This is a genomic window from Streptomyces sp. NPDC050423, from assembly GCF_040655445.1.
Taxonomy (GTDB): Bacteria; Actinomycetota; Actinomycetes; order Streptomycetales; family Streptomycetaceae; genus Streptomyces.
Genome location: NZ_JBFAJY010000018.1, coordinates 118,177 through 144,715, shown reverse-complemented (window position 1 = coordinate 144,715; position 26,539 = coordinate 118,177). Strand labels below are relative to the sequence as shown.

Genomic DNA, 26,539 nt, shown 5'->3' with positions numbered 1-26,539 from the left:
GCGGCAAGGCAATTGCCTTGCCGCGACGGCCCGTTCGCGGTGCTCAGACGAGGTCGAACCGGTCCAGGTTCATGACCTTGTCCCACGCCGCGACGAAGTCCTTCACGAACTTCTCCTTGGCGTCGTCGCTCGCGTAGACCTCCGCGACCGCGCGCAGCTCCGAGTTCGACCCGAAGACCAGGTCGGCGCGGCTGCCGGTCCACTTCACCGTGCCGGAGGCGTCGCGGCCCTCGAAGGTGGTGGCGTCCTCGGAGGTCGCCTTCCACATCGTGCCCAGGTCGAGCAGGTTGACGAAGAAGTCGTTGGTCAGCACCCCGGGGGTGTCGGTGAGGACACCGAGCGAGGACTGCTGGTGGTTCGCACCGAGCACCCGGAGCCCGCCGACGAGAACCGTCAGCTCGGGGGCGCTCAGGGTCAGCAGGTTCGCCCGGTCGAGCAGCAGGTACTCGGCCGGCAGCCGGTTGGCCTTGCCGAGGTAGTTACGGAACCCGTCGGCGGCCGGCTCCAGTTCGACGAACGACTCCACATCGGTCTGTTCCTGCGACGCGTCGACGCGTCCCGCCGCGAAGGGGACCTCCACGTCGAAGCCTGCGTCCTTGGCCGCCTTCTCGACACCTGCGGCACCGGCGAGCACGATGAGGTCGGCGAGCGAGACCTGCTTGCCGCCGGACCCGGCCGAGTTGAAGGACTCCTGGATCCCCTGGAGGGTACGCAGCGCCGTCGCCAGCCGGTCCGGGTCGTTGACCTCCCACGCGTTCTGCGGCTCCAGGCGGATGCGGGCGCCGTTGGCACCGCCGCGCTTGTCACTGCCGCGGAAGGACGAGGCCGCCGCCCACGCGGTGGAGACGAGCTCGGAGACCGACAGGCCCGATTCGAGGATCCGGGCCCTGAGGGAGGCGACGTCCGCCGCGTCGACCGTCTCGTACGTCCGCTCCGGGAGCGGGTCCTGCCACACCAGCGTCTCGGCCGGGACCTCGGGACCGAGGTAGCGCACGACGGGTCCCATGTCGCGGTGGGTCAGCTTGAACCAGGCGCGGGCGAAGGCGTCCGCGAACGCGTCGGGGTTCTGGTGGAAGCGCCGCGAGATCTCCTCGTACGCCGGGTCGAACCGGAGCGAGAGATCGGTCGTCAGCATGGTCGGTGCGTGGGTCTTCGACCCGTCGAACGCGTCGGGGACGGTGTTCGCACCGGCGCCGTCCTTCGGCCGCCACTGCTGTGCGCCGGCGGGGCTCTTGAACAGCTCCCACTCGTACCCGAAGAGGATGTCGAAGAAGCTGTTGTCCCACGTGGTCGGGGTGTCGGTCCAGATACCCTCGAGTCCGCTGGTGATCGCGTCGGCGCCCTTGCCGGTGCCGTGCGTGCTCTGCCAGCCGAGGCCCTGCTGCTCCAGCGGCGCGGCCTCCGGGTCCGGGCCGACCTTGTCCGCCGGGCCGGCGCCGTGGGTCTTGCCGAAGGTGTGGCCGCCCGCGATCAGGGCGACCGTCTCCTCGTCGTTCATCGCCATGCGGCGGAACGTCTCACGGATGTCGCGGGCCGCGGCGATCGGGTCCGGAGTGCCGTTGGGGCCCTCGGGGTTGACGTAGATGAGGCCCATCTGGACCGCGCCGAGGGGGTTCTCCAGCTCGCGGTCACCGGTGTAGCGGTCATCGCCGAGCCAGGTGGTCTCGGGGCCCCAGTACACGTCCTCGTCGGGCTCCCACACGTCCGCGCGGCCGCCGCCGAAGCCGAAGGTCTTGAAGCCCATCGACTCCAGGGCGACGTTGCCGGTGAGGACGATGAGGTCGGCCCACGAGAGGTTCTTGCCGTACTTCTTCTTGACCGGCCACAGCAGCCGGCGGGCCTTGTCGAGGCTCGCGTTGTCCGGCCAGCTGTTGAGCGGGGCGAAGCGCTGCTGGCCGGCTCCGGCGCCGCCGCGGCCGTCGCTGATCCGGTAGGTGCCGGCGCTGTGCCAGGCCATCCGGACCATGAAGGGGCCGTAGTTGCCGAAGTCGGCGGGCCACCAGTCCTGCGAGGTGGTGAGCACCTCGGCGATGTCCCGCTTCACGGCCGGCAGGTCGAGGGTCTTGAAGGCCTCGGCGTAGTCGAACTCCTCGCCGAGAGGGTTGGCCACGGCGGGGTTCTTGGCGAGGATCTTCAGGTTGAGCCGCTCCGGCCACCACTGGCGGTTTCCGCCGCCCTGGGTCGGATGCGGCGCACGACCGTGCGCGACCGGGCAGCCGGAGGCCTCCTCCGCCTTCGGGTCGGTGACGATCGCGTCGTGGTTCTCAGTCATGGAAATCCTTCCGGACGGGGCGGATCACATTGCTTTGGAACTGAGGGTGGTGGAACTGAGGGTGAGGGGACTGAAGGTGGTGAAACTCGGGGGATGCAGCTCGGGGGATGCAGCTCAGGGCGGTGTCGTCACGGTCCGGGTGCCGTCGTGAGCGCACCCGCCTCCTGAAGCCACCCATTTTCCCCTGCTGTTGACCTGCCCCTTGGCTGTCAGCCGGAATCGATCCTACGATGGACCTAGTCCAAGTCAATACGGCAGACGGTTCTGCACACATCATTCGTCGGACAACGCACAGTTAGGCTGGTGGGCATGAGTGACCTGCTGGAACGGCTTCGTGGACGTGGTTGGCGAATGACCGCACAGCGCCGGGTGGTTGCCGAGGTCCTCACCGGCGAGCACGTCCACTTCACGGCGGACGAGGTACTCGAACGCGCCACTGCCCTGCTGCCGGAGATCTCTCGCGCCACCGTCTACAACACCCTCGGCGAGCTGGTCTCGCTCGGCGAGGTCATCGAGGTGGGCACCGACGGCCGGGCCAGGCGCTACGACCCGAACGCGCACCACCCGCACCAGCACCTGGTGTGCTCCGCATGCGGCACGATCCGGGACGTCCACCCCGACGCCGACCCGCTGGCCGGGCTGCCGCTCTCCGAACGGTTCGGCTTCACCGTCTCCGAGGTCGAGGTGACCTACCGGGGACTGTGCCCCGAATGCGCCGGCGGATAGCCCACACCCGCAGACACCCCTTTACCATGAGAATCACTGCTGTGTCAACTCTACATCGCACCACCCTCGCGTCACGGGAAGAGCACCCCTCACGCGAATGACGCCCATCGACGGGCCGTTCGTTTTTCTAAGCTGCTTTCACTTCTGATCGCATTTAATCGATGAAGTCACCATGCCGCCTTGAAGGCGACCTCAATACGACAAACACCAGGCGGTTTGTCACTTCATGCGGACATCAAGCGCTCCGCCACCCCGAACGATGGCACGGTAGGCAATCCAAGCCGCCACTCGAAGGGTTCATTTCGATGTCCGTCCACTCAACTTCGGACCCTTCGCCGGAGCCTGATCCCGGTTCCGAACCCAACCTCGATCTCGATGTCTCTCGCCACCTGCTGGCAATTGAGCGCGAGTTGGTCAAGTTGCGGAGACAGCGCCGTTTCGCTCAGGCTGCACGAGCTATCAGCCTCCTCGCCGCCGCGCGAGAGGCGCTTCATGGGTCCGACAGTGACGTCTGGGCCGTGGTGGCGAGATCAGTGAGGCAAGTCGCCAAATTGATCGAGTGGTACGACAAGTAACGAGGGTGTGTGATGAGCGACCATCAAAATGACGGTCCATTTCGGCCGCCGGTTTCGATAGAACGTCAGAATACGTGGGTAGACGCTGCCCTGGCGACTCCACAGGTAAAATCGCCCCGTGCCGCTCTGCAGAACGCGGCGGTGTTCCTCGTCGACCCGGAGCGCACTCTGAGCGAGCCGGACGTCAATGGCGTCCGCACCCTCAGGGAGGGAGCTCTGCGGACGGTACGCACCGACGCGGGCGAACTGCTGATCGTCGAAGTACAGATGCACGGGGTGGCCGGTGCCGTATGGGAGCACAACGAGCGAATCAGCTCCCTCTGGCACTCGACGGCGGACCCCTCGGTCAGCGGTGGGACCAAACGCTCCCTCACCAGAGTGCACCCCTGGCCCCGCGAGAGTCCCGACGAAGGCGACCAGCCCTACGCAGCGCTGCTCAGTCACCCCCCCAACCGACAGTGGCTGACCTCCAACACAGAAGAGGCCTCTGACGAACTGGACCGCCGGGACGGTCTGCGTTCGTATGACCTCAAGGAAGATCTGGTCCTCAACGGCCAGCAGGAACCGGGCATGTACATCCCTCAACGTTTCTGCCTCGTTGAACAGCCTCACGTGAACGCCGACGGCGTACCGGTACACCCCGCTGAATACGTAGGCTGGATGGCCGTTCGAGGAAATAATCGAACGAAGCGACGTCAGGATATCTTTGGACTGACGTCCGCCGAGGTCCTGACCGGTGTTCCGGCAAGCAAGCTCGGCCTGCCCGGTGACGAAGTGTTCTTCGAGCCACAGTTCTGGTTGGAGAAGCTCTCCAACCGACTCAACCAGGAGTGGGCCGAGGCCCGGCTCGCGGGTGATGACGAGGCCACGGCGATTCGCGCGACCAATGTGGCGGTGGTGACGGCTCACCTGGTCGTCGGCACGCCGACTCCTGAACGCCTCTACCGCATCGTACAAATGAGCAATCGCCGCGATCACGTCCATCCACCACTGGAGTTCGTACCAAATGACCGGGGGCGGGCCCTGGGGCGCAGCGTGCTCGGAATGTACGTGGCGCGGGGTGTCCTTGACGAGAAGGAATCACAGGTGCTGTCAGGATTGGCACCTGTGAACGAATTGAGCGTGGCCGCGAAGGACGCCACGGTCTCGGAGCTGCGGGATCTCCGCTCCATGATGATCCTGCGAGAGTTCTTTCCAACCGATCCTCACAAGAAGCTACTGATCCGCCGTGCTCTCAGCGAGTCACCCCCCTCGCAGCTGAGCAGCCCCGAGATCAACCGGCGTGCCCGCGCCTGGTCCGCGCTGACCTCGGAAAGTTACCCGGCCCCGTGGAATCCTCGTATCGCCGAGGTGTTCAACGCCGGGTCCGTCCGGGCCGGGCTGGACTTCTCCGGACGCCCGCTCAGGGAACTGTTGAACGCCGCGGACAAGGATGACGCCGCGTTCGAGGAGCTGGTGGCCTACAGAGCGGCCCACTGGCTGGCCGCCTTCGACATCATCGACGCCGACCGGGGTTCGCTGGCCGGCCAGAAGACGGACGACGACGACGGCGCCAAAGCGGCGCGGGTCCGGCGCACGGTGAAGAACCACCTCAACGCCCTGCGGAGCAACCGGATCATGGCTGTGGCCGTGCTGCGTGAGCTGGCGAGAGCCATGGACGAGGGTGACCGCAGGCCGATCCGGGTCAGTCGTTCCGGAGCATTGTTGATCGAGGAGATGAGCACGGCCTGGTTCGACAGGGAGTTCCCGAAGGATTCCGGCAAACGCCGGCCGAAGGTGCCCGCCCCCCGGCAGAGCCAGGGCGCTTCGGACGCGGCGCGGAACGAGACCGGCAGCAACACGGTGGCCACGGCCCTGTTCTCTCAGCGCGCGTGGCGGGAGCAACCCGGGAGCGGGGCCGCCGCATCCCTCGCCGTCCCGCCGCCGCCGGCCGGAGAGGGCACGACACCGGTCTTGGGGGGATCGACGGGCATCGGAGCGCAGGCGTCCGGCGCCGCCGTGCCGTTCGCAGCTGCTGCTGCCCAGCCCGCCGCGTCCACCTTCGAGGAGCAGGTGGACGCGGCGGCGGGCCTGACCCAGCGGCTGCTGGAGCTGGCGGAGCAGGTGGAGGCATCGCTCACCGCGGTGTCGGCCGCGGCGGCGAAGGCCGGGATCGACCGTCCCCTGGCCGGGAGGGCCGGGGCTGAAGCCGCCCGGAATCTTGCACGGATACTTCCGTCGGTCCGCACGATGCGTGACACCGTGGAGGACCTGGGCGGGCGCACCGGGCAGGACGGGGCGTAGCGGTGGGGCGGCTTCAACTCCCGGCAAGAAGGGGACTTACGGCCGCTCCCCCGTACCCGCCGGCCGCACACAGTCGCTCAGGAGAGCGAGATCTCCGGCTTGTAGAGATCGAGCCACAGCGCCAGGTCCAGCGTGCGCTCCAGGCCGCGCCGGGACGCCTGGGTGATCTGAGGTGCGTCGTGCCGGGCAGCGCGCGCGACCCGGTCGCGGTCGACGAGGTCGAAGACCGGATGTGAGGGCCGCGCCAGCAGGTCCTTGGCGTGACCCTGCAGCGCGAGCGCGTACTTGGGGTCCTGGGTGGAGGGATAGGGGCTCTTGACCCGGTCGTAGACCGACTTCGGCAGCACGTCCGCCGTCGCCTCGCGCAGCAGGGACTTCTCCCGGCCGTCGAAGGACTTCAGCGACCAGGGCGTGTTGTACACGTACTCGACGAGGCGGTGGTCGCAGAAGGGCACGCGTACTTCGAGGCCGACCGCCATGCTCGCCCGGTCTTTGCGGTCGAGCAGGACGCGCACGAAGCGCGTCAGGTGCAGATGGCAGATCTTGCGCATCCTGAACTCGAAATCACTCTCGCCGTCCAGGCGTTGGACCCCGGCGACCGCGGTGTCGTAGCTGTCCTGGATGTACGACGGGAGATCGAGGGCAGCCGTCAGATCGGGCCTCAGCACATCGGAGTCGTCCCCGAAGTGCTGAGCGAAGCGCACGAGCCAGGGGAACGTGTTGGCGCGCCGCGCCTCCTCGTCGAAGAACTGCAGATACCCGCCGAAGACCTCGTCGGCCGACTCCCCCGAGAGCGCGACGGTCGAGTGCTCGCGGATGGACCGGAACAGGAGGTACAGCGAGGCGTCCATGTCTCCGAAGCCCATCGGGATGTCCCGGGCCCGGATCACCTGGGCCCGCACCTCGGGGTCGGCCAGCGCGTTCGAATCCAGCACGATGTCACGGTGGTCGGTGCCCGACGCCCGTGCGACGTCGTGCACGTACGGGGTGTCCGGGGTGGTGCGCAGCTCGTCGGCGACGAAGTTGTCCGCCTGCCCGAGGAAGTCGACGGCGAAGCTGCGCACCGTCTCGCCGTTCTCGGCGAGCTGACGGGCGGCGATCGCCGTCATGGCGGAGGAGTCGAGACCGCCGGAGAGCAGTGTGCAGCGCGGTACGTCAGCGACCAGTTGGCGCCGCACGATGTCGTCCAGGAGCGAACGCACATGGGCGATGGAGTCGTCCTTGCTGTCCGTGTGCGGGCGGGTCTCCAGCTGCCAGTAGACGTGCCGGCGCAGTCCGTTGCGGTCGACCGTGACGACCGTGCCGGGCTCGACCTCGTGCATCCCCTCCCATACGGCGTGGCCGGGCGTCTTGACGAACGCGAAGAGTTCGCGCAGCCCGTCGAGACCGACGCGGGCGCGGGCCAGCGGGTTGGCCAGGATCGCCTTCGGCTCGGAGCCGAACAGGACACCGTCCGGGGTCTCGTAGTAGTAGAAGGGCTTGATGCCCATCCGGTCGCGGATCATGACGAGCTTGTCGTGGCGCCCGTCCCACACGGCGAACGCGTACATGCCGTTGAGCCGCTCGGCAACCGCTTCACCCCACTCCAGATAGCCGCGAAGCACTACCTCGGTGTCGGATTCGGTGCTGAACCGGTGACCACGCCCGGTCAGTTCACGGCGCAGCTCGGTGAAGTTGTACGTCTCGCCCGAGTAGACGAGAGCAACCGGGCCCTGCGGTGTGTCGGCCGTCATCGGCTGGCGCCCGCCGGGCAGGTCGATGATCGCCAGCCGACGGTGCCCGAGGGCGGCCGGACCGTTGATCCAGGTGCCGCGGTCGTCGGGGCCGCGGCAGGACATCGTCTCCGTCATCGCGTCCACGGTCGCGGACGCACTGTGCAAGTCGCGTTCGAAGGAGACCCAGCCGGTGATGCCACACATGCGCTACCTCCTGCGTGCTGTCGTCGGCCGGGGCCCGGGAACCACAGCTGAACGGCGGGTTCGAGGTCTGCGCCGCTCCTGGCCGAACTAGATGTACTGCGCAGTTACGTACCGAGAGTGCGTCCTGCCATTGCATACGGTCAATGTGGCCGTAACACCGCGAGGCCCGCCACCCGCAGGCTTTCGGCCGCCCGTCGTACCGCGTGGGTCCACGTCGGTACGGGCCGGGCCGCACCCCACCCGCTCGGGCGGGGGCCCGGGGCCGGACGGAGCGACACGTTCCGGCCACGGGCAAAGACTTACTCAATGTTGCGGAGGGCTCCGCGACGTGCCCTTCGTCCGGTACGGGATACCGGCTTCCGTCTCACCCCCGCGCCGAGCCGGAGCCCCTCATGGCCCTGCCGGCGGCGGGGCCATGCGGCGGCGGGCCCGACCGGCCGCCGCCGGTCATCTCCGAGCCACTGACGAACATGGTCAATAAAGCTGACCAAAGAGGCGAGGTCGAGACCCGCCGACCGCCCAGGCGACTCGGAGTGAACGGGAACCGGAAGCAGCGGGCTCGGCGCTGCCGGGCCTACCGCGCGTAGGGGTCGGTGATCTCACGGAGTTGGTCCAGGATCTGCTGCAACAACGTGAAGTTGCGGGTGCCCAGGTAGGCCTTCCACTCCGAGAGGATCTCGTCGAGTGTCGCCGAGGCCACTTCGACCGCCCGCCTGCCGCGTTCCTCGATCACGATCAACCGGGCGCGGCCGTCCGTAGGGTCGGGGACCCGGCGGACATAACCGAGGCGTTCCAGTTGGTCGACCAGCACACCGGCACTCTGCTTGCTCATTTGTGCCTGTTCAGCGAGGTCCGTGAGGCGTGAACCGTCCGGGGCGACGCGCTGGAACACCCGGCACTGGGCGAGGGTCCAGTCGTCGAACCCGGCATCCTGCAGGGCCCGGAACATTCGGTCCTCCGTGTACCGGTAGGGGATGAACAGCGACACCCCCAGATCAACCCGCTGCTCGTCATCCATAGCGCTCTCGACCCTGTCTCCCACCTGATCCCGCGAGGTTCACACCCTACGTGAATGCCGCCGGGGCCGGATCTCCTCCGGCCCCGGCCGCGGTGGCGCGTGCGCCGCCCCGCGCTCGCCGCGCTCCGCACGCACCGGCCACCCCTCCGCGATCTCGCGCCGACTGCTGTTGGCGTTGGTGCCGCCACACGAGTAATGTAGTCAATGTTCCTGACTAATGCAGATGGCGGCTCGACGAGGGGACGAGCGGTGCGACCAAGGACTGTTCACATCCGGAGACGGCAGAGAGAACGCGGGTAGGGCGATGACATCGACATCAAGCCTGGCAGGCAAGCGGGTCCTGGTCACCGGAGGCAGCAGCGGAATCGGTGCCGCGATCGTGCGACGGCTCGCCGCCCAGGGCGCCACGGTCGCGGTCAACTATCGATCCGGTCAGGAGGCGGCGGAGGCTCTCGTCGGCGAACTCCGTGACAGCGGGTGTGCCGCGTCGGCCTTCCCGGCCGATATCGGTGACAGGGCGCAGACCCACGAGCTGGTCGGCGCGGTGGTGTCCGAGTTCGGCGGCCTGGACCTGCTCGTCAGCAATGCCGGGGTCGAGCACTTCGGAGCGCTGGAAACCATCACTCAGGCCGACTTCGACCGCCTCTTTCAGACCAACGTGGCCGGGCAGCTGTTCACCACCCAGGCGGCGGCAGCCGCGATGACCGACGGCGGCCGGATCGTGCTCAGCTCCTCGGTCAGTGCGCGCCTGTCGGTCCGTCAGCACGCCCTGTACGCGGCAAGCAAGGCTGCCATTCCGGCCATGGTGCGCAACCTCGCTCCCGAGCTGGCCGAGCGGAACATCACCATCAACGCGATCGCCCCGGGCGCCACGGCCACCCGCATGGCCGGCTATGCCCCCAATTACGTGCACCCCGCCCTCGCCGATGTGCCGTTTCCCGCGCTCATCCGCTCCATGAGCGCACTCGGCCGGTTGGCCCGACCTGACGAAATCGCCGCCGTGGTCGCGTTTCTGCTCTCTCCGGACGCGTCCTTCATCACTGGCACCACCATCGAAGCCGACGGCGGCTGGAATTGACACACCGGCTCATCGCGCTTGGCCGTGACGCCAGGGTTCTGAGCGTCGGAGCCGGCGGTATCGGCCGCCGGCAGGCCGGGCGCGGTGGCCTCTGGCGGAGCGGGTCGGCCACTCATCACGCGGCACCGGAGATCCACCCGCGCCGCAATGAACTCACACCGAACACTTATCGAAGGGAAATACCATGTCCACTGTCATCACGGGAGCCTCAGGTCACCTCGGCCGGCTCATCGTCGATCAGCTTCTCGCCGCCGGAATGGCACCGGAGCAGATCGTGGCCACCGGCCGGGACACCGGCAGGCTCGCCGACCTCGCACGGAACGGGGTCACCGTGCGGCGCGCGGACTTCGCCGACCCCGGCACCCTCGATGACGCTTTCGCGGGTGCCGACGCGATGGTGCTGGTCTCCACGACGACGGTGGGTGCGCGGTTCGACAACGCCCGCAACGCCATTGACGCGGCGCGCCGGGCGGGTGTCTCCCGCATCGTGTACACCAGCATCCTCAACGCCTCGACCGCGCAGATGATGCTCGCTGACGCGCATCGCCGCACCGAGGAGTACCTGCGTGACAGCGGGTCGCCGTTCGTCATCCTGCGTAACGGATGGTACTTGGAGAACTACACCGACCAGCTCCCGATGATCACCCAGTACCAGGCACTGCTGGGCAGTGCGCACGACGGGCGTGTCAGTGCGGCCGGCCGACGTGACCTGGCGGCGGCCGCAGCCGCGGTGCTGACACAGGACGGGCACCTCGGTGAGACCTACGAACTCGGCGGAACGCCGTTCACGCTGACCGAACTCGCCGCCACGTTCAGCGATGTCCTGGGCACCCACATCGCCTACCGGGACATGCCGGTGGCCGACTACACCGCGACTCTGACGGATGCCGGGCTGCCTCCGGAGATGGCCGCCGCGGTGGCTGATGCCGATGCCGGGCTGGCCCGCGGAGAGCTGTTCACCGAGAGGGACGACCTGGCCAAGCTCATCGGCCGGCCGGCGATCACGGCGCGTGAAGCCGTCCGGAACGCCACGGCCGTCGAGGAGTCACGGTGACTGCTCCCGGGCCCGGCGTCGACACCCATGAGATGGTGCTGATACATCGCGTCCTGCGGCGCGAGTTCGGTCAGCTTCCGCGGTTGTTTCGCGCCGCGGCCGGCGACCGCGCGCGATCCGGAGTCATCGGTGCGCACGCCCGGGAGATGCTGACTTTTCTCCACACACACCACACCGGCGAGGACGAACTGCTCTTTCCGCTGCTGCGTGAGCGAGCAGCCCTCGATCCGAAGCTGATGGACCGGATGAATGCACAGCACATGCAGGTCGACGACGCCGTCACGGCCATCGACGCGGAGTTGCCGGCCTGGACGGCGGGCGCGGACTCTGCCACGGGCGAGCGGATGGCCGCTCGCGTCGACGCCATGATGCCGACACTGATCGAGCACTTGGCCGAGGAGGAGCAGGAAATACTGCCGATCGCCTCCGTCACACTGACGCAGAGCGAGTGGGACGCACTCGGCAAGCACGGCATGAGCGAGATCCCCCTCACTCGGCGGCTGGTCATCCTCGGGCACATCACCGAGGAAACCGATGACGCGGAACGGCGAAGGTTCATGAAGGTCCTGCCGGCCCCGGTTCGTATGGCCTACAAGCTGATCGGCCGCCGTCAGTTCACCCGCGAAACCAGCGAGATCCGCGGCTGACCCGCGGCTGACCCGCGTAGGAACGGAACAGGAGCCGGTGTTGCAGTCAGAAGTGACGGCGGCGGCCCGCAACAGACGGCTTCCCGATAACTCCTGCTCCACCTTGATGGCGTACGGCGAGCGCCTCCACATCGTCCACGCTGCATCCGGCTACCGGCCTTTACGCGGCGCCGGGATCTTTGCCAGCAACTCCCACAGAGGAGGTCCGCCGCCGGCCCAGGCCGCGAGGATCCGCCGGTCAACCAGGTGCATGTGCAGTTGCGCGGCGAGCGGTGCGCAGCGGGTGGAGAAGCGGCCGTTGGTGACGACCAGGACGACGTCCGCACCGTAGAGCTGGCGGGCGGTGCCGTTGACCCGCTGGAGGTCAGGGGTGCCGACCGCCGAGCCCCGGTCACCGTCCTTGCGGTGCTTGCACTGGATCACCCAGGTCCGGCCGAGAGGATCCGTGGCCAGAACGTCCGCGCCGTTGTCGCCGGCCCCGCCGATCTGGCGGGCGTCGGCACATCCGTCGCGGCGCATGAGATCGCGCACCGCGTACTCGAAGTCCCTGTGGTGCAAGGCGTCCAGCTGGGGCAGCCCGTAGCGCAGGGCCTGCTGTTGCGCCCGCTCCCAGACCTGCCGCTGTTGGTAGCGGTGGACCCACCACACCCCTCCCACCGCCGCCACGGCCCCCAGAACGACCAGGACCCACCAGTGGTTCACGAGCCACGAGATCACTGCCCACGCTACCGCGGCCGCCAGAACGCCGACGCCGAACCGGACCGCTTGGGCGTCGCGCTGCCGCTGCCGGCGCGAGCACGAAGTGCGCCGGCGCGACGGGGTGCGGCGTACGTTCCGCCGGGGTGCGGGACGCCGGCGTTGCGGGCGACGGGTGGCCATCGGGCGGCTCCGGGGGGTCAGCGGCTGGAGTCGGTGATGCCGGAGGCGAACCGGCTCAGGAAGTCGAGGATTCCTTCGCCGACCGGGGTCGGTGCGATGACGATGCCCAGCGCGAGCACGATGATCACGGTGAACTTCTCATCGCTCCGGCTGCGGGCTTCGGTGCGTCGACGCAACCGCAGGAAGACAATGACGGCGAGCAGTACTCCTACGTTGATCGTCAGCATTCCGCCCGCCCCCGGATCACCCTCGGTCCTGTTCCGACCCCCCTGTGTATCCGCAACTCACCCCGCCGCGCCGCTCAGTCATCAGATGATGACGCGAAGTGACCTGTTGGCCGGATCCGGCCCATTGAAAGGCAGGTGAGACGCGGGGGCAGTCGCACGAGCGACACCGGACGAGGTGTCGGGGAGACGAGGTCTTTGTCCCGGCACGATGAACGCCCATGAGTGAGCAAGCTGCGACAACCCCGTTGGTACGGACGCTCGCCGCTGCGGCGACGGACCGCAAAGAGGCAGCCAGGCGTCAGGGTCGGGGTACAGGAGCTGCTGCCGCCCGGCGGCTGTCGGCGTATCAAGTCCCCCCGGCCCGCGTACGCGGCAGTCTCGTGGCCCCCGCGGCGGCGAACAGGCAGAAGCCGAGGACCCACCAGAACGTGTCTCCGAAGGCCGCGGAGACGTCCGGGCCGTGGGCGGACAGCCGGTTCTGCAGGACCACGGCGAGGGCGGCGGTGCCGAAGGGGGGCCGGGCGAACAGCCGGGGGTCGACCAGCGGGGTGCCGCGGGTCCGCAGGCCGTGGACGGTGAAGGCGGCGAGCATCGCCAGCCCCACGGACACCCCGGCGGTGGCCGGGACGGTGCGGTCGTGGGCGACCTCGGTCAGGCCGAACACCAGCACGGCAAGGCCGGGTGAGAGCAGCAGGGCTCCGCGCAGGTCGAACGGCGTCCGCCGGTTCGGCGGGGGTATCGCCGGCACGTAGCGGCGGGCGAGGAGCGCGGCGACCACGCCGATCGGCAGGTTGACCAGGAACAGCCACGGCCAGGGCGCCACCGAGAGGACGGAGCCGCCGGCCACTGGGCCGAAAACCGGTGACAGCAGCGGGACGACGCTGATGACCCGCCCGGTGCGGCCGGGGCCCGCGACGCGGGCCAGCAGCGCCTGCCCGGTCGCCGGCAGCAGTCCGCCGCCGAGGCCCTGGATCACCCGGAACACAATGAAGCTGGTCACCGACCAGGCCGACGCGCACAGCACCGAGCCGAGCAGGAACACTCCCACGGCGGCGAGCCACGTCCGCCGGCCGCCGAAGCGGTCGGCCAGCCAGCCGAACGCGGGCACGGCGGCGACCACGGCCAGCAGGTAGGCGGTGGTGACCCATTGGATCTCGGCAACGGAGACGTCGAACTCGTGGGTCAGTCTGTCGATTCCGACGCTGACGATCGTGGCGTCCAGAGTGGCCATGAAGGTGCCGAGCACCAGGATGAACGCGATCCGCAGCAGGTGTCGGTCGACCCGCTCGTCCGGCGGTGCGGCGTTCGCGCTCATCGGCCCGCCAGGAGGTCGAGCACGTCGTTGTCGAGGTGCTCGTCCAGGGTGCGGAGCAGGTCGAGCAGCTCCTCGGCGAGTCCGTCGGCGGCTGTGCCGATCCGGTGGGCGAGCACGCCTGTCCAGCCGTCGCCTTCCGGCATGACGGTCAGGGTCACCGGGTGGTGGGTGGCCTCGCGGAAGCGGGTTCCGACGACCGTGAGCCCGGGAGCGGGTTCACGGAGCCGGTCCGGGTCGACCGGGTAGTTCTCGAACACCACGAGGCTGTCGAACAGCTCCCGCCGCCCGGTCAGCCGTTCCAGGTCGGACAGGAGGACGTGATGATGCCCGGTAAACACCCGTTGTCCGGACTGGAGTTGAACGAGGGTGTGAGCGAGCGTGCCGTTGAGGCGTGCTCGTACGGACACGGTGTTGGCCAGCAGACCGATGATCTCCTCGACGCCCTCCAGCTCCGGGGGACGGCAGGACACCATGGCGCCGAAGCAGACGTCCCTGTGGCCGGACCGCCGCGCGAGCAGCACCGCCCACGCTCTCTGCACCAGTGTGTTCAGAGTCAGGCCGCGCCGGGCGGCGAGGCGGGCGAGGTCGGCCACCAGTGCCGCGTCGAAGTCGATGACCTCGGGTTCCTGCCGGGCCGGGCCTGGCCGGCCGCCTCCCAGGTAGTCGCCCTCGGGCAGACCGTCCAGTTCCGCCGCCCAGGCGCCGAGGTCCGGTTCGTGCTCGGCGCACCAGGTCAGGTAACCGGCGAACGGTACGGGGCGGGCAGCTCAGGGGCCTCGCCGCGCGCCCTCACCGTGTACAGCGCGAACAGTTCGGCGAGGACACGCGGGGCCGACCAGCCGTCGGACAGTACGTGGTGGCTGGTCAGGACCAGGTCGGCGCGTTCGGGGCCGCGCCGGATCACGGTCAGGCGCAGGAGCGGGCCACGGGCGAGGTCGAACGGCTCGGCCAGGTCGGCCGCGAGCACCTCATCGGCCGGTCCGTCGCTCACGCGGAATTCCGGCCGGGGCGCTACGGGGATCACGGCCAGGTCGGCGGGGAACACGGCGCCCAGGTTCGGGTGCCGGGTCAGCAGGCCGGTGCCGGCGGCGCGCAGGGCGTCGATGTCGAGCGGGCCGGCGAGGGAGAACACCGACTGCACGGTGTACGGGTCGGGGCGTTCGGTGCGCGAGTGCCGCAGCATCACCTCCTGCAACGGGGTCAGCGGCTGCTGGTCCGCGACCGGGCTGTCGTGGTCGAGCCCGCTGATCTCCGAGGCAGCGGCGATGCGCAGGAGCGCGGTCCGCAGGCTCTCCGCCAGCTCCTCGGCCTCGGCGGCGGTGAACAGCGCGGAGGGCCAGGTGATCCGGACCACGTCGAGCGCGAGGCCGACGCCGCCGGGCGCGAGGGCGCGAACCCGCTCGACGAGCCCCTCGCCGTACGCGACGGGCTCGGCGCCGAGCGAGCGGAGGTACGCGTGGTTCGGCGCACTGGCGGTGCCGAACCACGCGCGCACCGCGCACCACGGCGAGCTGCACCGCCGCGCTGCCGACGCTTCCGGAGGCGCCACTGATGAGCAGCGTGCAACCGCCCCCGCCGCCGAGCTGGTCGAGCGCGCGTGTGGCCGTCTCGACGGCGGCCGGCAGCGCGGCAGCGCCGGAGAAGCCGAGCGACGGCGGGACCGGCGCGTAGGTGGACAGCACCGCCAGCTCGGCCTGGGCCGTCCCTTCGGCCGAGAAGCCGAACACGCGATCGCCGAGGCCACGTCCACGACGCCCTCGCCGAGCTCGTCGACGTGGACCGCCGCCTCGTAACCCATGGTCTGCGGGAGTTCCGGGTCCATCAGGCCCTGCCGCTTCTTCCAGTCGCTCGGGTTGACGCCGGCCGCGCGCACCGCGATCCGGACCTGGCCTGGACCCGGATGCGGATCGGGGAGACCGACGATCTCAAGGACCTCCGGGCCACCGAACCGGCTGAAACGGACTGCCTTCATCATGCTCCGATCTCGACCCGGGGTGTCGCGGCTTCCTCGGCCGGGCCCGGCGGCCGGGACCGCCCTGCCGGAGTCCGCGAATCTCCGCGATAGCCACCGCGAGAACCACCGCCACGTACCGGATCATGCTCTGCGCACAGTGAGCCGAGGACCGCACGGAAGTGGTAACTGAAAATGATTATCGCTACCGTATGCGGTGGGCGGCGTCCGGCACTCCCCTCCGAGGGTGCTCCGAGCTGCCGCCATGCCGTCTGAACCAAGCGCGTGAAAAGGGGAGTTGTGGGTCATCTGTTGTTGGTCGAGAGCTGGGTCGGGTCAATGAGCAGGCTGCTGCCGCAGGCGATCCGGCAGGGCGGGCACGAGTTCACGTTCCTCACCCGGGACCTGCACCACTACCTCCGCTCGGCGCCGGAGAGGGCGGCGCACCCGCTGCTCGGCGCCCGGCATGTCATCACCGCCGACACCAACGACGCGGACGCCCTGCTCCCGCTGACCGAGCGGCTGCACGAGGCGCTCCGCTTCGAGGGCGTGCTCACGTCCTGCGACTACTACCTGCCGACGGCGGCCCGGATCGCCGGGCGTCTGGGCCTGCCGGGCCCGGCCCCGGACGCCGTCGGGAACGCCTGCCGCAAGGACGCCACCCGCCGGGTCCTCGCCGCCGCCGGAGTTCCCGGGCCGCGCTTCGCCGTGCACGAGGAGGGGGCCGCCCTCGCGCGGGCGGCGCGGGAGATCGGCTACCCGCTGGTCGTCAAGCCCGTCGACCTGTGCGCGGGGATGTACGTGCGCCGCGTGAACGACGAGGCGCAACTGACCGCTGCCGTGGGGGCACTGACCGAGTTCCCGGTCAACGCCCGCGGGCAGCGGCGGGATCCCGCCGTCCTGCTGGAGGAGCTGCTGGACGGCCCCGAGGTGAGCGTCGAGACGGTGTCGCACCGAGGCGCGGTCCAGGTGGTCGGGGTGACCGACAAGAGCACCGGCGGGTCGCCCGCGTTCATCGAGACCGGGCACATGTTCCCGGCCGCTCTGTCGGCCGCGGACACCGAGGCCGCCGAGCAGACCGCCCTCGCCGCGCTCAAGGCCCTCGGTCTCACCGACGGCGTCGTGGCGCACACCGAGGTCAAGCTGACCTCCGCCGGTCCGCGGGTGGTCGAGGTGAACCCCCGGCCCGCCGGGAACCGCATCACCGAGCTGGTCCGCCATGTGACCGGCATCGACCTGGCCGCGTGCTTCGTGGAGGTGTCCCTCGGCCGTGAGCCCGATGTACGGGGCTGCCGCACCGGGCTGCGCAGCGCGGCCATCGGCTTCCTCGTGCCGGAGACCTCGGGCACGCTCTCGTCGCTGGACGGTGGCGGACTCCGGGACGCGCCGGGTGTGCTGGAGGTGCGGCTCGCGGAGCCGGGCGCGCGAGTGACGGTGGCGGGCAGCAACAACGAGTACCTCGGGCACGTCATGACGGGCGACGCCGAGGGACCGGGCGCCCGCGACCGTGCCGAGGCACTGCTCGATGAGCTGCGCTCCGCGATGGTGATCCGATGACCGCCGCGACCGGCACGTGGTCGTTCGCGACGTACGCGTCGTACGAGGAGCTCGTGGCGCACGCCCGTGCCGGCGGGCTGGGGCCGCATCCGGCCTCGGAGCGGATCTCCGTCGCGTTCACCACACGGCAGGCCGTACGGCACGCGGGCCGGGGCACCGGATACCGCAATGAGGTGCTCAGCCTGCGGCTGGCCGGGGCCGTCGGATCGTGCGCGGTCGAGCCCGGGGCACTGCCCGACGGCGCGGTCGAGGACTGCGTGGGCTCCGATGTGGCCCGACTGCTGGAGCATCCTCTGCTCCCGGTGCGCGTGGCCGCGCTGGACGCCTATCTGATGCACGTCACCCCGCACACTCCGCAGAACGGGGCGCGGCCCGTACCGCTGCCCGCCGGGACGTCGCTGGAGAAGTCCCGGCGCCGGGCGGACACCGTCGTCGAGCTGCTCGATCTGCCGCCGGGGGCGACCGTGCTGGCGGTCGGGGTCGTCAACTCACTTCTGGAGCGGCTGCGTTCACGCGGGCTGCGCTATGTGCCCTGCGACCTCAAGGGCGGACTGACCGAGTGGGGCGATGAGGTCGTCACCGACGCGCTCGCCGCGGCCGGCCGCTGTGACGCCCTGCTCGTGTCCGGGATGACGTTGAGCAACGGGACTTTCGAGCCGCTGCGGCAGCACGCGTCGGCATACGGCAAGCAGTTGGTGATGTTCGCCCAGACCGGCAGCGCCGTCCTGCCACGGTTCCTGGGCCACGGGGTGAGCGCGGTGTGCGCCGAGCCGTACCCCTACTTCTGGCTCGACGGCGGCCCCGGCACCCTGCACCGCTACGGTCCGCATCCGCAGGACGGCCGATGACCACGACAGCGGTACGCCACACGGCCAGCCCGGAACTGCTCACCCTGCTCGGCCGCACTCCTCTGGTCCGTGTCACCACCGACCTGCCCGGCCCGCACCCCGGTTTCTGGGCCAAGCTCGAAGGCCTCTCGGCGGGCGGCATGAAGGCGCGGGCCGCCGTGTCGATGCTGCTGGGCGCCCACGAGCGCGGCGAACTGATGCCCAGCGCACCGGTGGTGGAGTCCACCTCCGGGACGCTCGGCATCGGACTCGCCTTCGCGGGACAGGCCCTCGGCCACCCTGTCGTCCTGGTCTGCGACAGTGAACTTGAGCCTTCCATACGGCAGTTGCTGCGGGCTCATGGAGTGCGGCTGGAGATCGTGGACCGCCCGGCACCCCGGGGCGGCTGGCAGGCCGCGCGGCTGGACCGGGTAAGGGAGCTGCTCGCCGTCCTGCCCGGCGCGTACTGGCCGGACCAGTACAACAACCCAGACAACAAGGCCGGTTACGCCTCGCTGGCCGCCGAAATCGTCGCCCGTCTCGACCACCTGGACGTCCTGGTGTGCAGCGTCGGCACCGGCGGCCACAGCGCCGGCATCATCGGTCCGCTGCGCCGGCGCTGGCCCGCGCTGCGGCTGATCGGGGTCGACGCAACCGGTTCGGCCATCTTCGGCCAGCCCGCCCGGCCGAGACTGATGCGCGGACTCGGCAGCAGCATCCACCCGCGCAACGTCGCCTACGACGCCTTCGACGAGGTCCACTGGGTCGGCCCGGCCGAGGCCGTGGACAGCTGCCGCCGACTGGCCCGCGGCAGCTTCGTCAGCGGCGGCTGGAGCACCGGGGCCGCCGCCCGCGTCGCCGCGTGGGCCGCCCGCGTCCACCCCGGCGCGGTCGTCGCCACCGTCTTCCCGGACGGCCCGCACCGCTACCTCGGCACGGTCTACGACGACGACTTCACCACGGTCCACGGCCTCGACCCCGCCACGGCGGCCACCCACCCCGTCCGGATCCCGCACGCCCGAGCGGCCGAGGCGAGGGGCTGGGTGCGCTGCACCCGCGTCCGCGACCCGCTGAAGGCCGCGCCCCACCCGGAAAGGAACCCGTGAAGACCGGCCTGCGCACCGTGCGGCTCGAACTCGCCGAGCCGCTGCGTATCTCCCGCTCCACCATGTCCGCCCGTGACGCCCTGTGGCTGGCCGTCGAACACGACGGCGCCGTCGGCCACGGCGAGGCTGTCACCAGCGTCTTCTACCGGCTCGACACCGAGACACTGGGGCGCCTGCTCACCGCCGCCGGCAGGGCCCTCGTCCGCTCCACCGATCCCGAGAGCGCCCTGGAGGCGCTGTGGGCGGGTGAGCTGGCCGGCCCCGGCACTCCCGCGGCCGTGACCGCCGCCGCCGAAGCCGCGCTGCTCGATCTCGTCGGCAAACGGGCGGGCAGCACCGTCCACCGTCTGCTCGGCGCCGGGGGTCCTCCGATCGCGGCCACCGCCCGCACCATCGGCATCACCTCTCTCACGCACGCGGCGGCTCAGGCCCGCCGTCTCGCGGCGAGCGGCTTCGAGGTCATCAAGGTCAAGGCGGGCAGCACCGACCCGGAGGACGACGTGGAGCGGGTGCGTGTCATCCGCGACATCGCTCCCCGGGCCCGCATCCTGCTGGACCCCAACGGCGCCTGGACGAGGGCGCAGGCCGAGGCCCTGCTGCCCCGGTACGCCGACCTCGGCGTCGAGGCCGTGGAACAACCCCTCGCGCCCGGCGACCCAGAGGCCCTGGGCGCGCTGGCGGAACGCTCGCCGCTGCCGGTCATCGCGGACGAGGACGCCGTCGGCCTGGAAGACGTACGGCGCCTGGCCGGACGCGTCCAGGGCGTCAACGTCAAGCTCGCCAAGTGCGGCGGGGTGCGGGCCGCCCTGCGCATCACCGAGGCGATCGACGGCAGTGGCACGGAGCTGATGCTCGGCTGCCTCACTGCCAGCAGCCTCGGCCTCGCGCCGGCCGTGCACCTGGCCGGCCGGGCCCGCTGGACCGACCTCGACGGACATCTGCTGCTCGCCCGCGACCCGTGGACCGGCATCGGCGGCGAGAACGGCGTCGTACACGCAAGTGGCCTGCCAGGTCTGGGTGTTCAGGAGGTGGTGGCGTATGAGGACGTGGCGTGAGATGCGCGGCTTCCCGCTCGCGGTCCAGCTCCTGCCGGTCAACCAGTTCGGCGTCAACACCGGCTTCTGCCTCCTCATCCCCCAGCTCGCCACGCGAACAGCCGGGCCTTCTCCATCTCCTCCCAGTCCACCCAGGCCGGTGGGACACGGGTGGCCTCAAGGTACTCGCGTGCGACGTCGGGCAGCCCGTCCGGCAGCGGGGCACCGGCAGTGGAGACGTAGCGCATCAGGGTGTTGAACTTGCCCACCTCGCCACGTTCGAAGAGTGTGGCGACGTGGCGACGGCGAGTTCGTCACCGCCCTGACGCAGGGCGTCCATCGATGCCTCGGTGTAGGTCATGGCGGGGTTCCTTGCTTTCCACGGAATCGTCCACGGCCGGCGGGAGCACCGGCGGCGGAGGGCGGCACGGGTTCGTGCCACCCCGGTGCGAGCGTCAGGACAGGCGGAGCGCCGCCGACCGCGTCAGTGCGGTCAGGGCGGCGGCGTGCGGCGGCACATCCAACTCGTCGAGGGCACCGAGCGCCTCCTCGACCCGTGCGTTGATCATGTCCTCGATGCGGTCGGGCGCCCCGAGCCCGCGCATCACCTCGCGGACCGCCTCCACCTCCTGCGCGCCCGGGTCGCGTCGGCCGACGAGGACGCGCAGCCGGTCCCGCTCGTCGTCGTCGGCGAGGCGCCAGGTCTCTGACGGCAACGCGGTGGGCCGGTGTCCGCGCACGTCGTCGGCGTTGGCCTTGCCGGTCAGTTCCGGGTCGCCGAACAGGCCGAGCAGGTCGTCCCGCAGCGGGAAGGCCTCGCCCAGCGGCAGCCCGTACGCGCGGTAGCCCTCGCTCAGCCGTGTCCCGGCCCCTGCCAGGGCCCCGCCGATGAGCAGGGGCTGCTCGACGGTGTACTTGGCCGTCTTGTAGCGGATGACCTTCAGCGACGCCGCGGTGTCCGGACCGGCTCTCCGGTACGCGGGATCTCCAGGCACTCACCCGCGATCAGCTCGCGGGCCATCACCGACCACAACGGGCGGGCTCGGGCCAGATACGCGGCGGGCAGACCGCTCTCGGCGAAGAGCTGCCCGGCCGGCGCCATCAGCAGGTCTCCCACCAGCATCGCCGGTGACCTGGCCGCAGCGTCGGCGCGCGGGCGGCGGCGTACGGCACCGCGCAGGGCGATGTGCGCGGTGGGCCGCCCGTGCCGCATCGGGCTGTCGTCGATGAGGTCGTCGTGCACGACCGCTGCGGCATGCACCAGCTCCAGGGAGGCCGCCGCCCGCAGCAGTGCGTCGCTGTCCGGCTGCCCCACCGCACGCCAGCCCCACTAGCAGAAGGCCGCCCGCAGCCGTTTGCCGTCCGCGACCACTGCCTCCAGTTGCTCGGCCACCGGGCCCAGGAGCGGATCGATCTCCGCGAACCGGTCCGCCTCCTGGGCGACGAAGCGGTGCACTATCTCGTCGACGCGGGTCTTGAACGCGGCCGGCTCCCACCGGTCGGACGTCACCGGCCGGCCTGCCGGTCCAGGGCGCGCCGGGCCAGGATCTCCAGGTGAGCCGGCGGGAGGGCCACGTACCGGTCCAGCACCGGACGCCCGCGCGCCGTGAGGTCGCGCTCGGCCTCCGCGGCCAGCTCGGCGGCGTCCGAGCGGCGCAGCAGCCCTCGCACCGTCCCCAGGGCAGAGCCCAGCGTGCTCACAGCCAGATCGGTCAGCCCTGCGATGAGCAGTACCGCCTGGCCGTCCAGGGCCTTCCGCCGTTCCGCTTCCCGCGTCGTGCCGTGTCCCCCGCCCGAGGCACATCCAGACGGCGCCGGTCGCACGCCGTCCTTGCGAGCATCGCGCCACACCCGGCCCTAAAGCGGAAAAACTCACGATCGAGTGATCACATCGTTCGACCGTACGGATCACGTTCCCGTGCCGGGCACCGGCCATGGCCGGCGTCCCCACCCGCCACCGCCGGCCGTGCGCCAAGGAAGGCGGGCGGCGGACGGGTACCGTCTCGTGGTCAGCCCGACTTCGGCGGCTTCTGCGCGTCGAAGGCGAAGAGGGTGTTCTTGTCCGCGGCCACGATCACCGCACGCCCCGCGACGGTCACGCGCGGTCCCGCGCCCTGCTCGCCCGTCAGACCGTCGGCCTGCGGGTCCGTTGTCCACAGGGGTTTGCCGTCGTGGGGCGACAGCGCGACCACCCGGCCGGTGGCCGAGCTGAAATACAGCGCACCGGCTCCCGCGACGGGACCCGACGCACCCTCCACGCCCATCTGCCGCGACCACTTCTTCCGGCCGGTCGCGGGGTCGAGCGCCGTGACGAGACCGGTCTGGCTGCTCACGTAGACGGTGCCGTCCGCCATGCCGGGCGTCCCCGAGTACGTCTTGGCCAGTCGGGAGTACGTGACCTTCCGCGAGGCCGGGTCGACCCGCACCACCCCGTCGTAGCCGGTCAACGCCGTGCCCTCCAAGTGTTCCTGAAGGAGTACGAGCCTGCCGTCGGCGACGCCTGTCGGCACGGCGGGGCCGTCGACGGCGATGGGCCTGCCCAGTGCCCCCGAGGCACGGTCGACCGTGTACAGGGTGGGGTGGCGCACTGCTGAGGCATCCACCTCCGCATGCGCCGCACACATCGCGAGGAGCTGTGGGCCCACCGGGACGGGAGCGCACTGTGTGCCCACGGGGAAAGACGTCGTCCAGACGACCTCACCGCTGTGCGCGTCCCGGGCCTCGAAGCGGGAGTTGGAGGCGTCGACCGTCACGACGGCGGAGCCGACCACAAGGGCGTCCCGAGTCCGACCCGTGACGGCCGTCGACTGGGCGCCGGACGGCACGGACCACAGCTCACGGCCACTGTTCGCGTCGATGGCCACCACCTCGCTGTGAGGGTCCTGCGGGGCGTCCTCGGCGGCGAAGCGGTAACCGAGCACCGTGTCGTCGGTGGCGCCCACCAGGTGCATGCCCTGGACCGGGACGCCCTGACTCTTCGCCGTCCACACCCGCGATCCGTCCCCCGCCCTGATCCGGGTCGCGACAACGCCGCCGCCCCCGCAGAACAGCGCGTCGCCGCGCGCGACGCAGCGCAACTCGTCGGGGATGTCCGCGCGACCACCCGGCACGGTCGTGCGCCACGGCTCGAAGCCGTCCGGAAGCGCGGCGCCCGGCGCCGCGACGCTGCTGCCCTTGTCGCCGTCGCCGTCGCCGTTCCCGCCGAGGCCGCCCGCCTGCAGCGCGGCGACTCCCCCGCCGATCGCCGCCACCGCGACCGCGGCCGCGAGCACGGGACGCCATCGGCGACGCAGACGGCGGCCGACGGGGCTGCTCCCCGTATCGGGACCGTCCGGGGCGGTGGTCGGGGTATTCGGCGCCGGGGTGTCACGCGTCGCGAGGTGATGCTGGGTGATCATGTCGCGGGTGCGGCCCGCGCCGGCCCCGTTCGCCTCGGTGGCGCCGAGGTCGGCCGGCAGGTCCCGCAACAGGACGAGGAGTTCGTCCGCCGAGGGGCGCCCCTCGGGCTCCTTGTCCAGGCACGACTCGACGACAGCCCGCAAGGCCACCGGCACGGCGCCCAGCGACGGCTCCTCGTGCACCACCTGATATGCCGTCATGTACGGGCTGTCCGCGTCGAAAGGCCCGTGCCCCGTCGCCGAGTACACCAGAAGCGTCCCCAGCGAGAAGACATCGGACCGCGGCCCCACACCACGCGGCGCCTGCAACTGCTCCGGCGACATGAAGGGCGGCGTACCGATGACCCGCCCCGTCATCGTCAGCGTCTGCTGGTCCACGGCGCGCGAAATGCCGAAGTCGATGACGCGCGGGCCCTCGGGCGAGAGCACGACGTTCGAGGGCTTCAGGTCACGGTGGACGACCCCCACCCGGTGGATGTCGCGCAGCGCCTCGGCCAGCCCGATCGCGAGCTTCCGCAGCTCCGCCCCGTTCAGCGGGCCCTTCACGGCGATGCGCTGGGCGAGCGTGTGCCCCTCGATATAGGTCGTCGCCATCCACGGCTGCTCGGCCTCGGGGGCGGCGTCGACCACGGCGGCGGTGAAGGCGCCGCTCACCCGCCTCGCGGCCGCCACCTCCTGCCGGAAGCGGATGCGGAACTCGTCGTCCCCCGCGTACTGCTGGTGGATCAGCTTGATCGCGACAGGCCGCCCCGAACTCGTACGGGCCAGAAAGACCGTGCCCATGCCACCCGAGCCGAGCCGAGCCTCAAGCGGATAACCGCCGATCTCGACCGGATCACCTCCGCGCAGCGACACTCTTCCCGACCTCCCGTCCCCCGTGCACCTGTGCCGCCACGGGCCTGCGTACCTGCCTGCACACAAACTAGCCGCAGGGCAGTACGACAGAGCAAAGCGGGTGACGAACAGGGGGCCCGGGTCCGCTCCCGTGCACTACGCGGTGCAGCCCCGCCGGAGGACCGTGGCTGGGCTGCACCGCGCCGCGGAACCCCGCGCGGTGCGGCCCGTCGGCGCAGGGCTCCGGGGAACGGCTCGGCGGAAGGCCCGCCCAGCCCGTCGGCAACTGCTAAAGCAAGGCTCGACGCACCACGCGGTGGCGGAGACAGACGACTCCTGAGCTGAACGTGCGGGTCTCGACGAGTTCGAGATCCACCCGGCGCTCATGCCGGGGAAAGAACGGGATGCCGCCGCCGACCAGCACCGGGTAGACCCTGGCCCGGTACTCGTCGATCAGACCCGACTCGGCCGCCTCGGCGGCGAGAGCCGCGCCGCCGATCGCGATGTCGCCCTCGGCCGGCTCGGCTCGCAGCCGCTCGATCTCCTCCGCCAGGCCGCCGGAGGCCAGGCGGGCATTGCCCTGCACCGTCGACAGCGTGGTGGAGAACACCACCTTGGGGAGCGGATTCCAGATCGCGGCCCACTCGCGCATCGAATCGTCGAGCGACGGGTCCTGGTCGGCGGTCTCCCAGTACAGCATCGTCTCGTACAGCCGTCGTCCCAGCAGGTGAACGCCGACCTCTCGGATCTCGTCGGTGACGAAGCGAAAGACCTCCTCGTCGGGCTCCGTCCATTCGAAGTCGCCATTCGGCCCGACGATGTAGCCGTCAAGAGAGACGCCCATCGAGTAAGTCACGCTGCGCATCGGAAGTCCTCCTCGGGATCGGGTTTCGACACTACGACCGGCGCCGCCGCAGGACTCATCGAATGACCGTGCGTGGCGCTCATTCGGAGGATTGTGTGGTGGTCCGGTGCTGGTCAGCAGCCCAGGAGGCGAGGATGCGCAGGCCGTCGCGGGGGGGAGAGAGAGCCGACCTCTGCGGTCCATACGACGTGCTGCTGATCGGGGTCGGTGCTGGCCGTCAGGGTGTCCCAGTCCAGGGTGAGTTCGCCGGCGACCGGGTGACTGAGGACCATCGTCCCCACGCTGGGAGTGGCGACATGGTGCGCGGCCCACCACTGGCGGAAGTCCTCGTCCTGAACGCACAATTCGCCGACCAGAGCGGTCAGAAGGGGGTCGTCGGGATACTTCGCCGCCTCCATGCGCAATTGCGCGACCGCGGTACGGGCAACGCCTTTCCAGTCGGCATACAGGGTGCGCATCGCCGGGTCGGTGAAAAGAATGCGTACGTAATTACGGTGCTTCTCCGGGACGGCGGCGAAGTCGGTGACGAGGGCCGCGGCGAGAGGGTTCCAGGCGATGACGTCCATCCGGCGGCCCATCACGACGGCGGGCGTGGAAGTGAGGTCGTCCAGGACCCTGCGCAGCTGCGGCTGGACCTTCTGCCGGGCCGTGCGGCGCGGCTTCGCGGTCTCTTTCCCGGCCAGGCCGAACACGTAACGCCGCTGGTCAGCGTCCAGATGCAGGGCCTGGGCCACGGACGCCAGCACCGGCGCCGACGCAGGCAGCCGTTCCTGCTCCAGGCGGGTGTAGTAGTCCGTGGAGATCGACGCGAGGAGCGCGAGGAGCGCGACCTCTTCCCTGCGCAGCCCGGCGACCCGGCGCGGGCTCGCACTGCTGAGCAGTGTGGCAGCGGAAGCGCCGGCCGTGAGGGGGAAGGATCCGTCCCAGGATGTTTCCTTCCCCTGAACAAATTCTCCTCCGCACGGCCGCGCGCA

Annotated in this window: 19 protein-coding genes and 5 pseudogenes; 9 read left to right on the top strand and 15 right to left on the bottom strand. The window is 70.3% G+C overall.

Features of this window, described 5'->3' with window-relative positions:
• Positions 1-43 precede the first annotated feature (43 nt).
• The gene (katG, locus tag AB0I52_RS16240) at positions 44-2,272 is read right to left on the bottom strand and encodes a catalase/peroxidase HPI (protein WP_363072965.1); all 2,229 of its coding nucleotides are present in this window, start codon (positions 2,270-2,272) and stop codon (positions 44-46) included.
• A gap of 309 nt (positions 2,273-2,581) precedes the next feature.
• On the opposite strand from katG, the gene AB0I52_RS16235 reads away from it, so the two are divergent.
• Both AB0I52_RS16235 and AB0I52_RS16230 read left to right on the top strand, forming a co-directional pair.
• A complete protein-coding gene (locus AB0I52_RS16235; RefSeq protein WP_363072963.1) occupies positions 2,582-2,998 on the top strand; it encodes a Fur family transcriptional regulator in 417 nt (138 codons plus the stop codon).
• Between the two features lie 587 nt (positions 2,999-3,585).
• Positions 3,586-5,856, top strand: coding sequence for a hypothetical protein (locus AB0I52_RS16230; RefSeq protein WP_363072961.1), 2,271 nt, complete (start codon positions 3,586-3,588; stop codon positions 5,854-5,856).
• A gap of 77 nt (positions 5,857-5,933) precedes the next feature.
• Here AB0I52_RS16230 and asnB read toward each other — a convergent pair whose 3' ends face one another.
• Positions 5,934-7,775, bottom strand: a complete 1,842-nt coding sequence (gene asnB / locus AB0I52_RS16225) for an asparagine synthase (glutamine-hydrolyzing) (protein ID WP_363072959.1) — start codon at positions 7,773-7,775, stop codon at positions 5,934-5,936.
• A 574-nt stretch (positions 7,776-8,349) separates the two neighbouring features.
• The gene (locus AB0I52_RS16220; RefSeq protein ID WP_363072957.1) at positions 8,350-8,793 is read right to left on the bottom strand and encodes a MarR family transcriptional regulator; all 444 of its coding nucleotides are present in this window, start codon (positions 8,791-8,793) and stop codon (positions 8,350-8,352) included.
• Between the two features lie 304 nt (positions 8,794-9,097).
• On the opposite strand from AB0I52_RS16220, the gene AB0I52_RS16215 reads away from it, so the two are divergent.
• The 3 genes from AB0I52_RS16215 to AB0I52_RS16205 all read left to right on the top strand — a co-directional run bounded on the left by AB0I52_RS16215 (position 9,098) and on the right by AB0I52_RS16205 (position 11,572).
• On the top strand, positions 9,098-9,871 hold the full coding sequence (locus AB0I52_RS16215) for an SDR family NAD(P)-dependent oxidoreductase (RefSeq protein WP_363072955.1): 774 nt from the start codon (positions 9,098-9,100) through the stop codon (positions 9,869-9,871).
• A 184-nt stretch (positions 9,872-10,055) separates the two neighbouring features.
• Positions 10,056-10,925 (top strand): NAD(P)H-binding protein, encoded by an 870-nt coding sequence (locus tag AB0I52_RS16210; RefSeq protein ID WP_363072953.1) that lies wholly within the window; start codon positions 10,056-10,058, stop codon positions 10,923-10,925.
• Positions 10,922-11,572 (top strand): hemerythrin domain-containing protein, encoded by a 651-nt coding sequence (locus AB0I52_RS16205; protein ID WP_363072951.1) that lies wholly within the window; start codon positions 10,922-10,924, stop codon positions 11,570-11,572. Before AB0I52_RS16210 ends, AB0I52_RS16205 begins: the two co-directional genes overlap by 4 nt.
• 150 nt (positions 11,573-11,722) lie before the next feature.
• Here AB0I52_RS16205 and AB0I52_RS16200 read toward each other — a convergent pair whose 3' ends face one another.
• The 6 genes and pseudogenes from AB0I52_RS16200 to AB0I52_RS16175 form a co-directional block, all read right to left on the bottom strand.
• Positions 11,723-12,289, bottom strand: coding sequence for a restriction endonuclease (locus tag AB0I52_RS16200; protein WP_363072949.1), 567 nt, complete (start codon positions 12,287-12,289; stop codon positions 11,723-11,725).
• 179 nt (positions 12,290-12,468) lie between these two features.
• Entirely contained in the window at positions 12,469-12,678 is a 210-nt protein-coding gene (locus AB0I52_RS16195) for a hypothetical protein (RefSeq protein WP_363072947.1), read from the bottom strand.
• A gap of 346 nt (positions 12,679-13,024) precedes the next feature.
• Positions 13,025-13,993, bottom strand: coding sequence for an MFS transporter (locus AB0I52_RS16190; protein WP_363072945.1), 969 nt, complete (start codon positions 13,991-13,993; stop codon positions 13,025-13,027).
• Positions 13,990-14,586, bottom strand: a complete 597-nt coding sequence (locus AB0I52_RS16185; RefSeq protein WP_363072942.1) for a condensation domain-containing protein — start codon at positions 14,584-14,586, stop codon at positions 13,990-13,992. Before AB0I52_RS16185 ends, AB0I52_RS16190 begins: the two co-directional genes overlap by 4 nt.
• A gap of 140 nt (positions 14,587-14,726) precedes the next feature.
• Positions 14,727-15,152, bottom strand: a pseudogene (locus AB0I52_RS16180) (condensation domain-containing protein); the annotation flags it as partial.
• 192 nt (positions 15,153-15,344) lie between these two features.
• Positions 15,345-15,965, bottom strand: a pseudogene (locus tag AB0I52_RS16175) (NADP-dependent oxidoreductase); the annotation flags it as partial.
• 279 nt (positions 15,966-16,244) lie between these two features.
• Here AB0I52_RS16175 and AB0I52_RS16170 point away from each other — a divergent pair.
• From AB0I52_RS16170 to AB0I52_RS16155, 4 genes are read left to right on the top strand one after another with little or no spacing between them, the layout of a single operon-like run.
• Positions 16,245-17,501: an ATP-grasp domain-containing protein gene (locus tag AB0I52_RS16170; RefSeq protein WP_363072940.1), complete on the top strand. Its 1,257-nt coding sequence runs from the start codon at positions 16,245-16,247 to the stop codon at positions 17,499-17,501.
• On the top strand, positions 17,498-18,349 hold the full coding sequence (locus AB0I52_RS16165; RefSeq protein WP_363072938.1) for a DUF364 domain-containing protein: 852 nt from the start codon (positions 17,498-17,500) through the stop codon (positions 18,347-18,349). The genes AB0I52_RS16170 and AB0I52_RS16165 overlap by 4 nt, the downstream gene beginning before the upstream one ends.
• A complete protein-coding gene (locus AB0I52_RS16160) occupies positions 18,346-19,434 on the top strand; it encodes a pyridoxal-phosphate dependent enzyme (protein ID WP_363072936.1) in 1,089 nt (362 codons plus the stop codon). The genes AB0I52_RS16165 and AB0I52_RS16160 overlap by 4 nt, the downstream gene beginning before the upstream one ends.
• Positions 19,431-20,489: an enolase C-terminal domain-like protein gene (locus AB0I52_RS16155; RefSeq protein ID WP_363072934.1), complete on the top strand. Its 1,059-nt coding sequence runs from the start codon at positions 19,431-19,433 to the stop codon at positions 20,487-20,489. The genes AB0I52_RS16160 and AB0I52_RS16155 overlap by 4 nt, the downstream gene beginning before the upstream one ends.
• 95 nt (positions 20,490-20,584) lie before the next feature.
• Here the strand turns inward: AB0I52_RS16155 and AB0I52_RS16150 are convergent.
• The 6 genes and pseudogenes from AB0I52_RS16150 to AB0I52_RS16125 form a co-directional block, all read right to left on the bottom strand.
• Positions 20,585-20,829, bottom strand: a pseudogene (locus AB0I52_RS16150) (DUF2236 domain-containing protein); the annotation flags it as partial.
• A gap of 94 nt (positions 20,830-20,923) precedes the next feature.
• A pseudogene (locus AB0I52_RS16145) lies at positions 20,924-21,978 on the bottom strand (polyprenyl synthetase family protein).
• Entirely contained in the window at positions 21,975-22,217 is a 243-nt protein-coding gene (locus tag AB0I52_RS16140; protein ID WP_363072981.1) for a polyprenyl synthetase, read from the bottom strand. The pseudogene AB0I52_RS16145 and the gene AB0I52_RS16140 overlap by 4 nt, the downstream one beginning before the upstream one ends.
• Before the next feature lie 260 nt (positions 22,218-22,477).
• Complete coding sequence (locus AB0I52_RS16135) at positions 22,478-24,721, bottom strand: PQQ-binding-like beta-propeller repeat protein (protein ID WP_363072932.1); 2,244 nt, start codon at positions 24,719-24,721, stop codon at positions 22,478-22,480.
• A 268-nt stretch (positions 24,722-24,989) separates the two neighbouring features.
• Complete coding sequence (locus AB0I52_RS16130; protein ID WP_363072930.1) at positions 24,990-25,565, bottom strand: dihydrofolate reductase family protein; 576 nt, start codon at positions 25,563-25,565, stop codon at positions 24,990-24,992.
• Positions 25,566-25,644: 79 nt separating this feature from the next.
• A pseudogene (locus AB0I52_RS16125) lies at positions 25,645-26,428 on the bottom strand (transcriptional regulator); the annotation flags it as partial.
• Between the last annotated feature and the right edge of the window lie 111 nt (positions 26,429-26,539).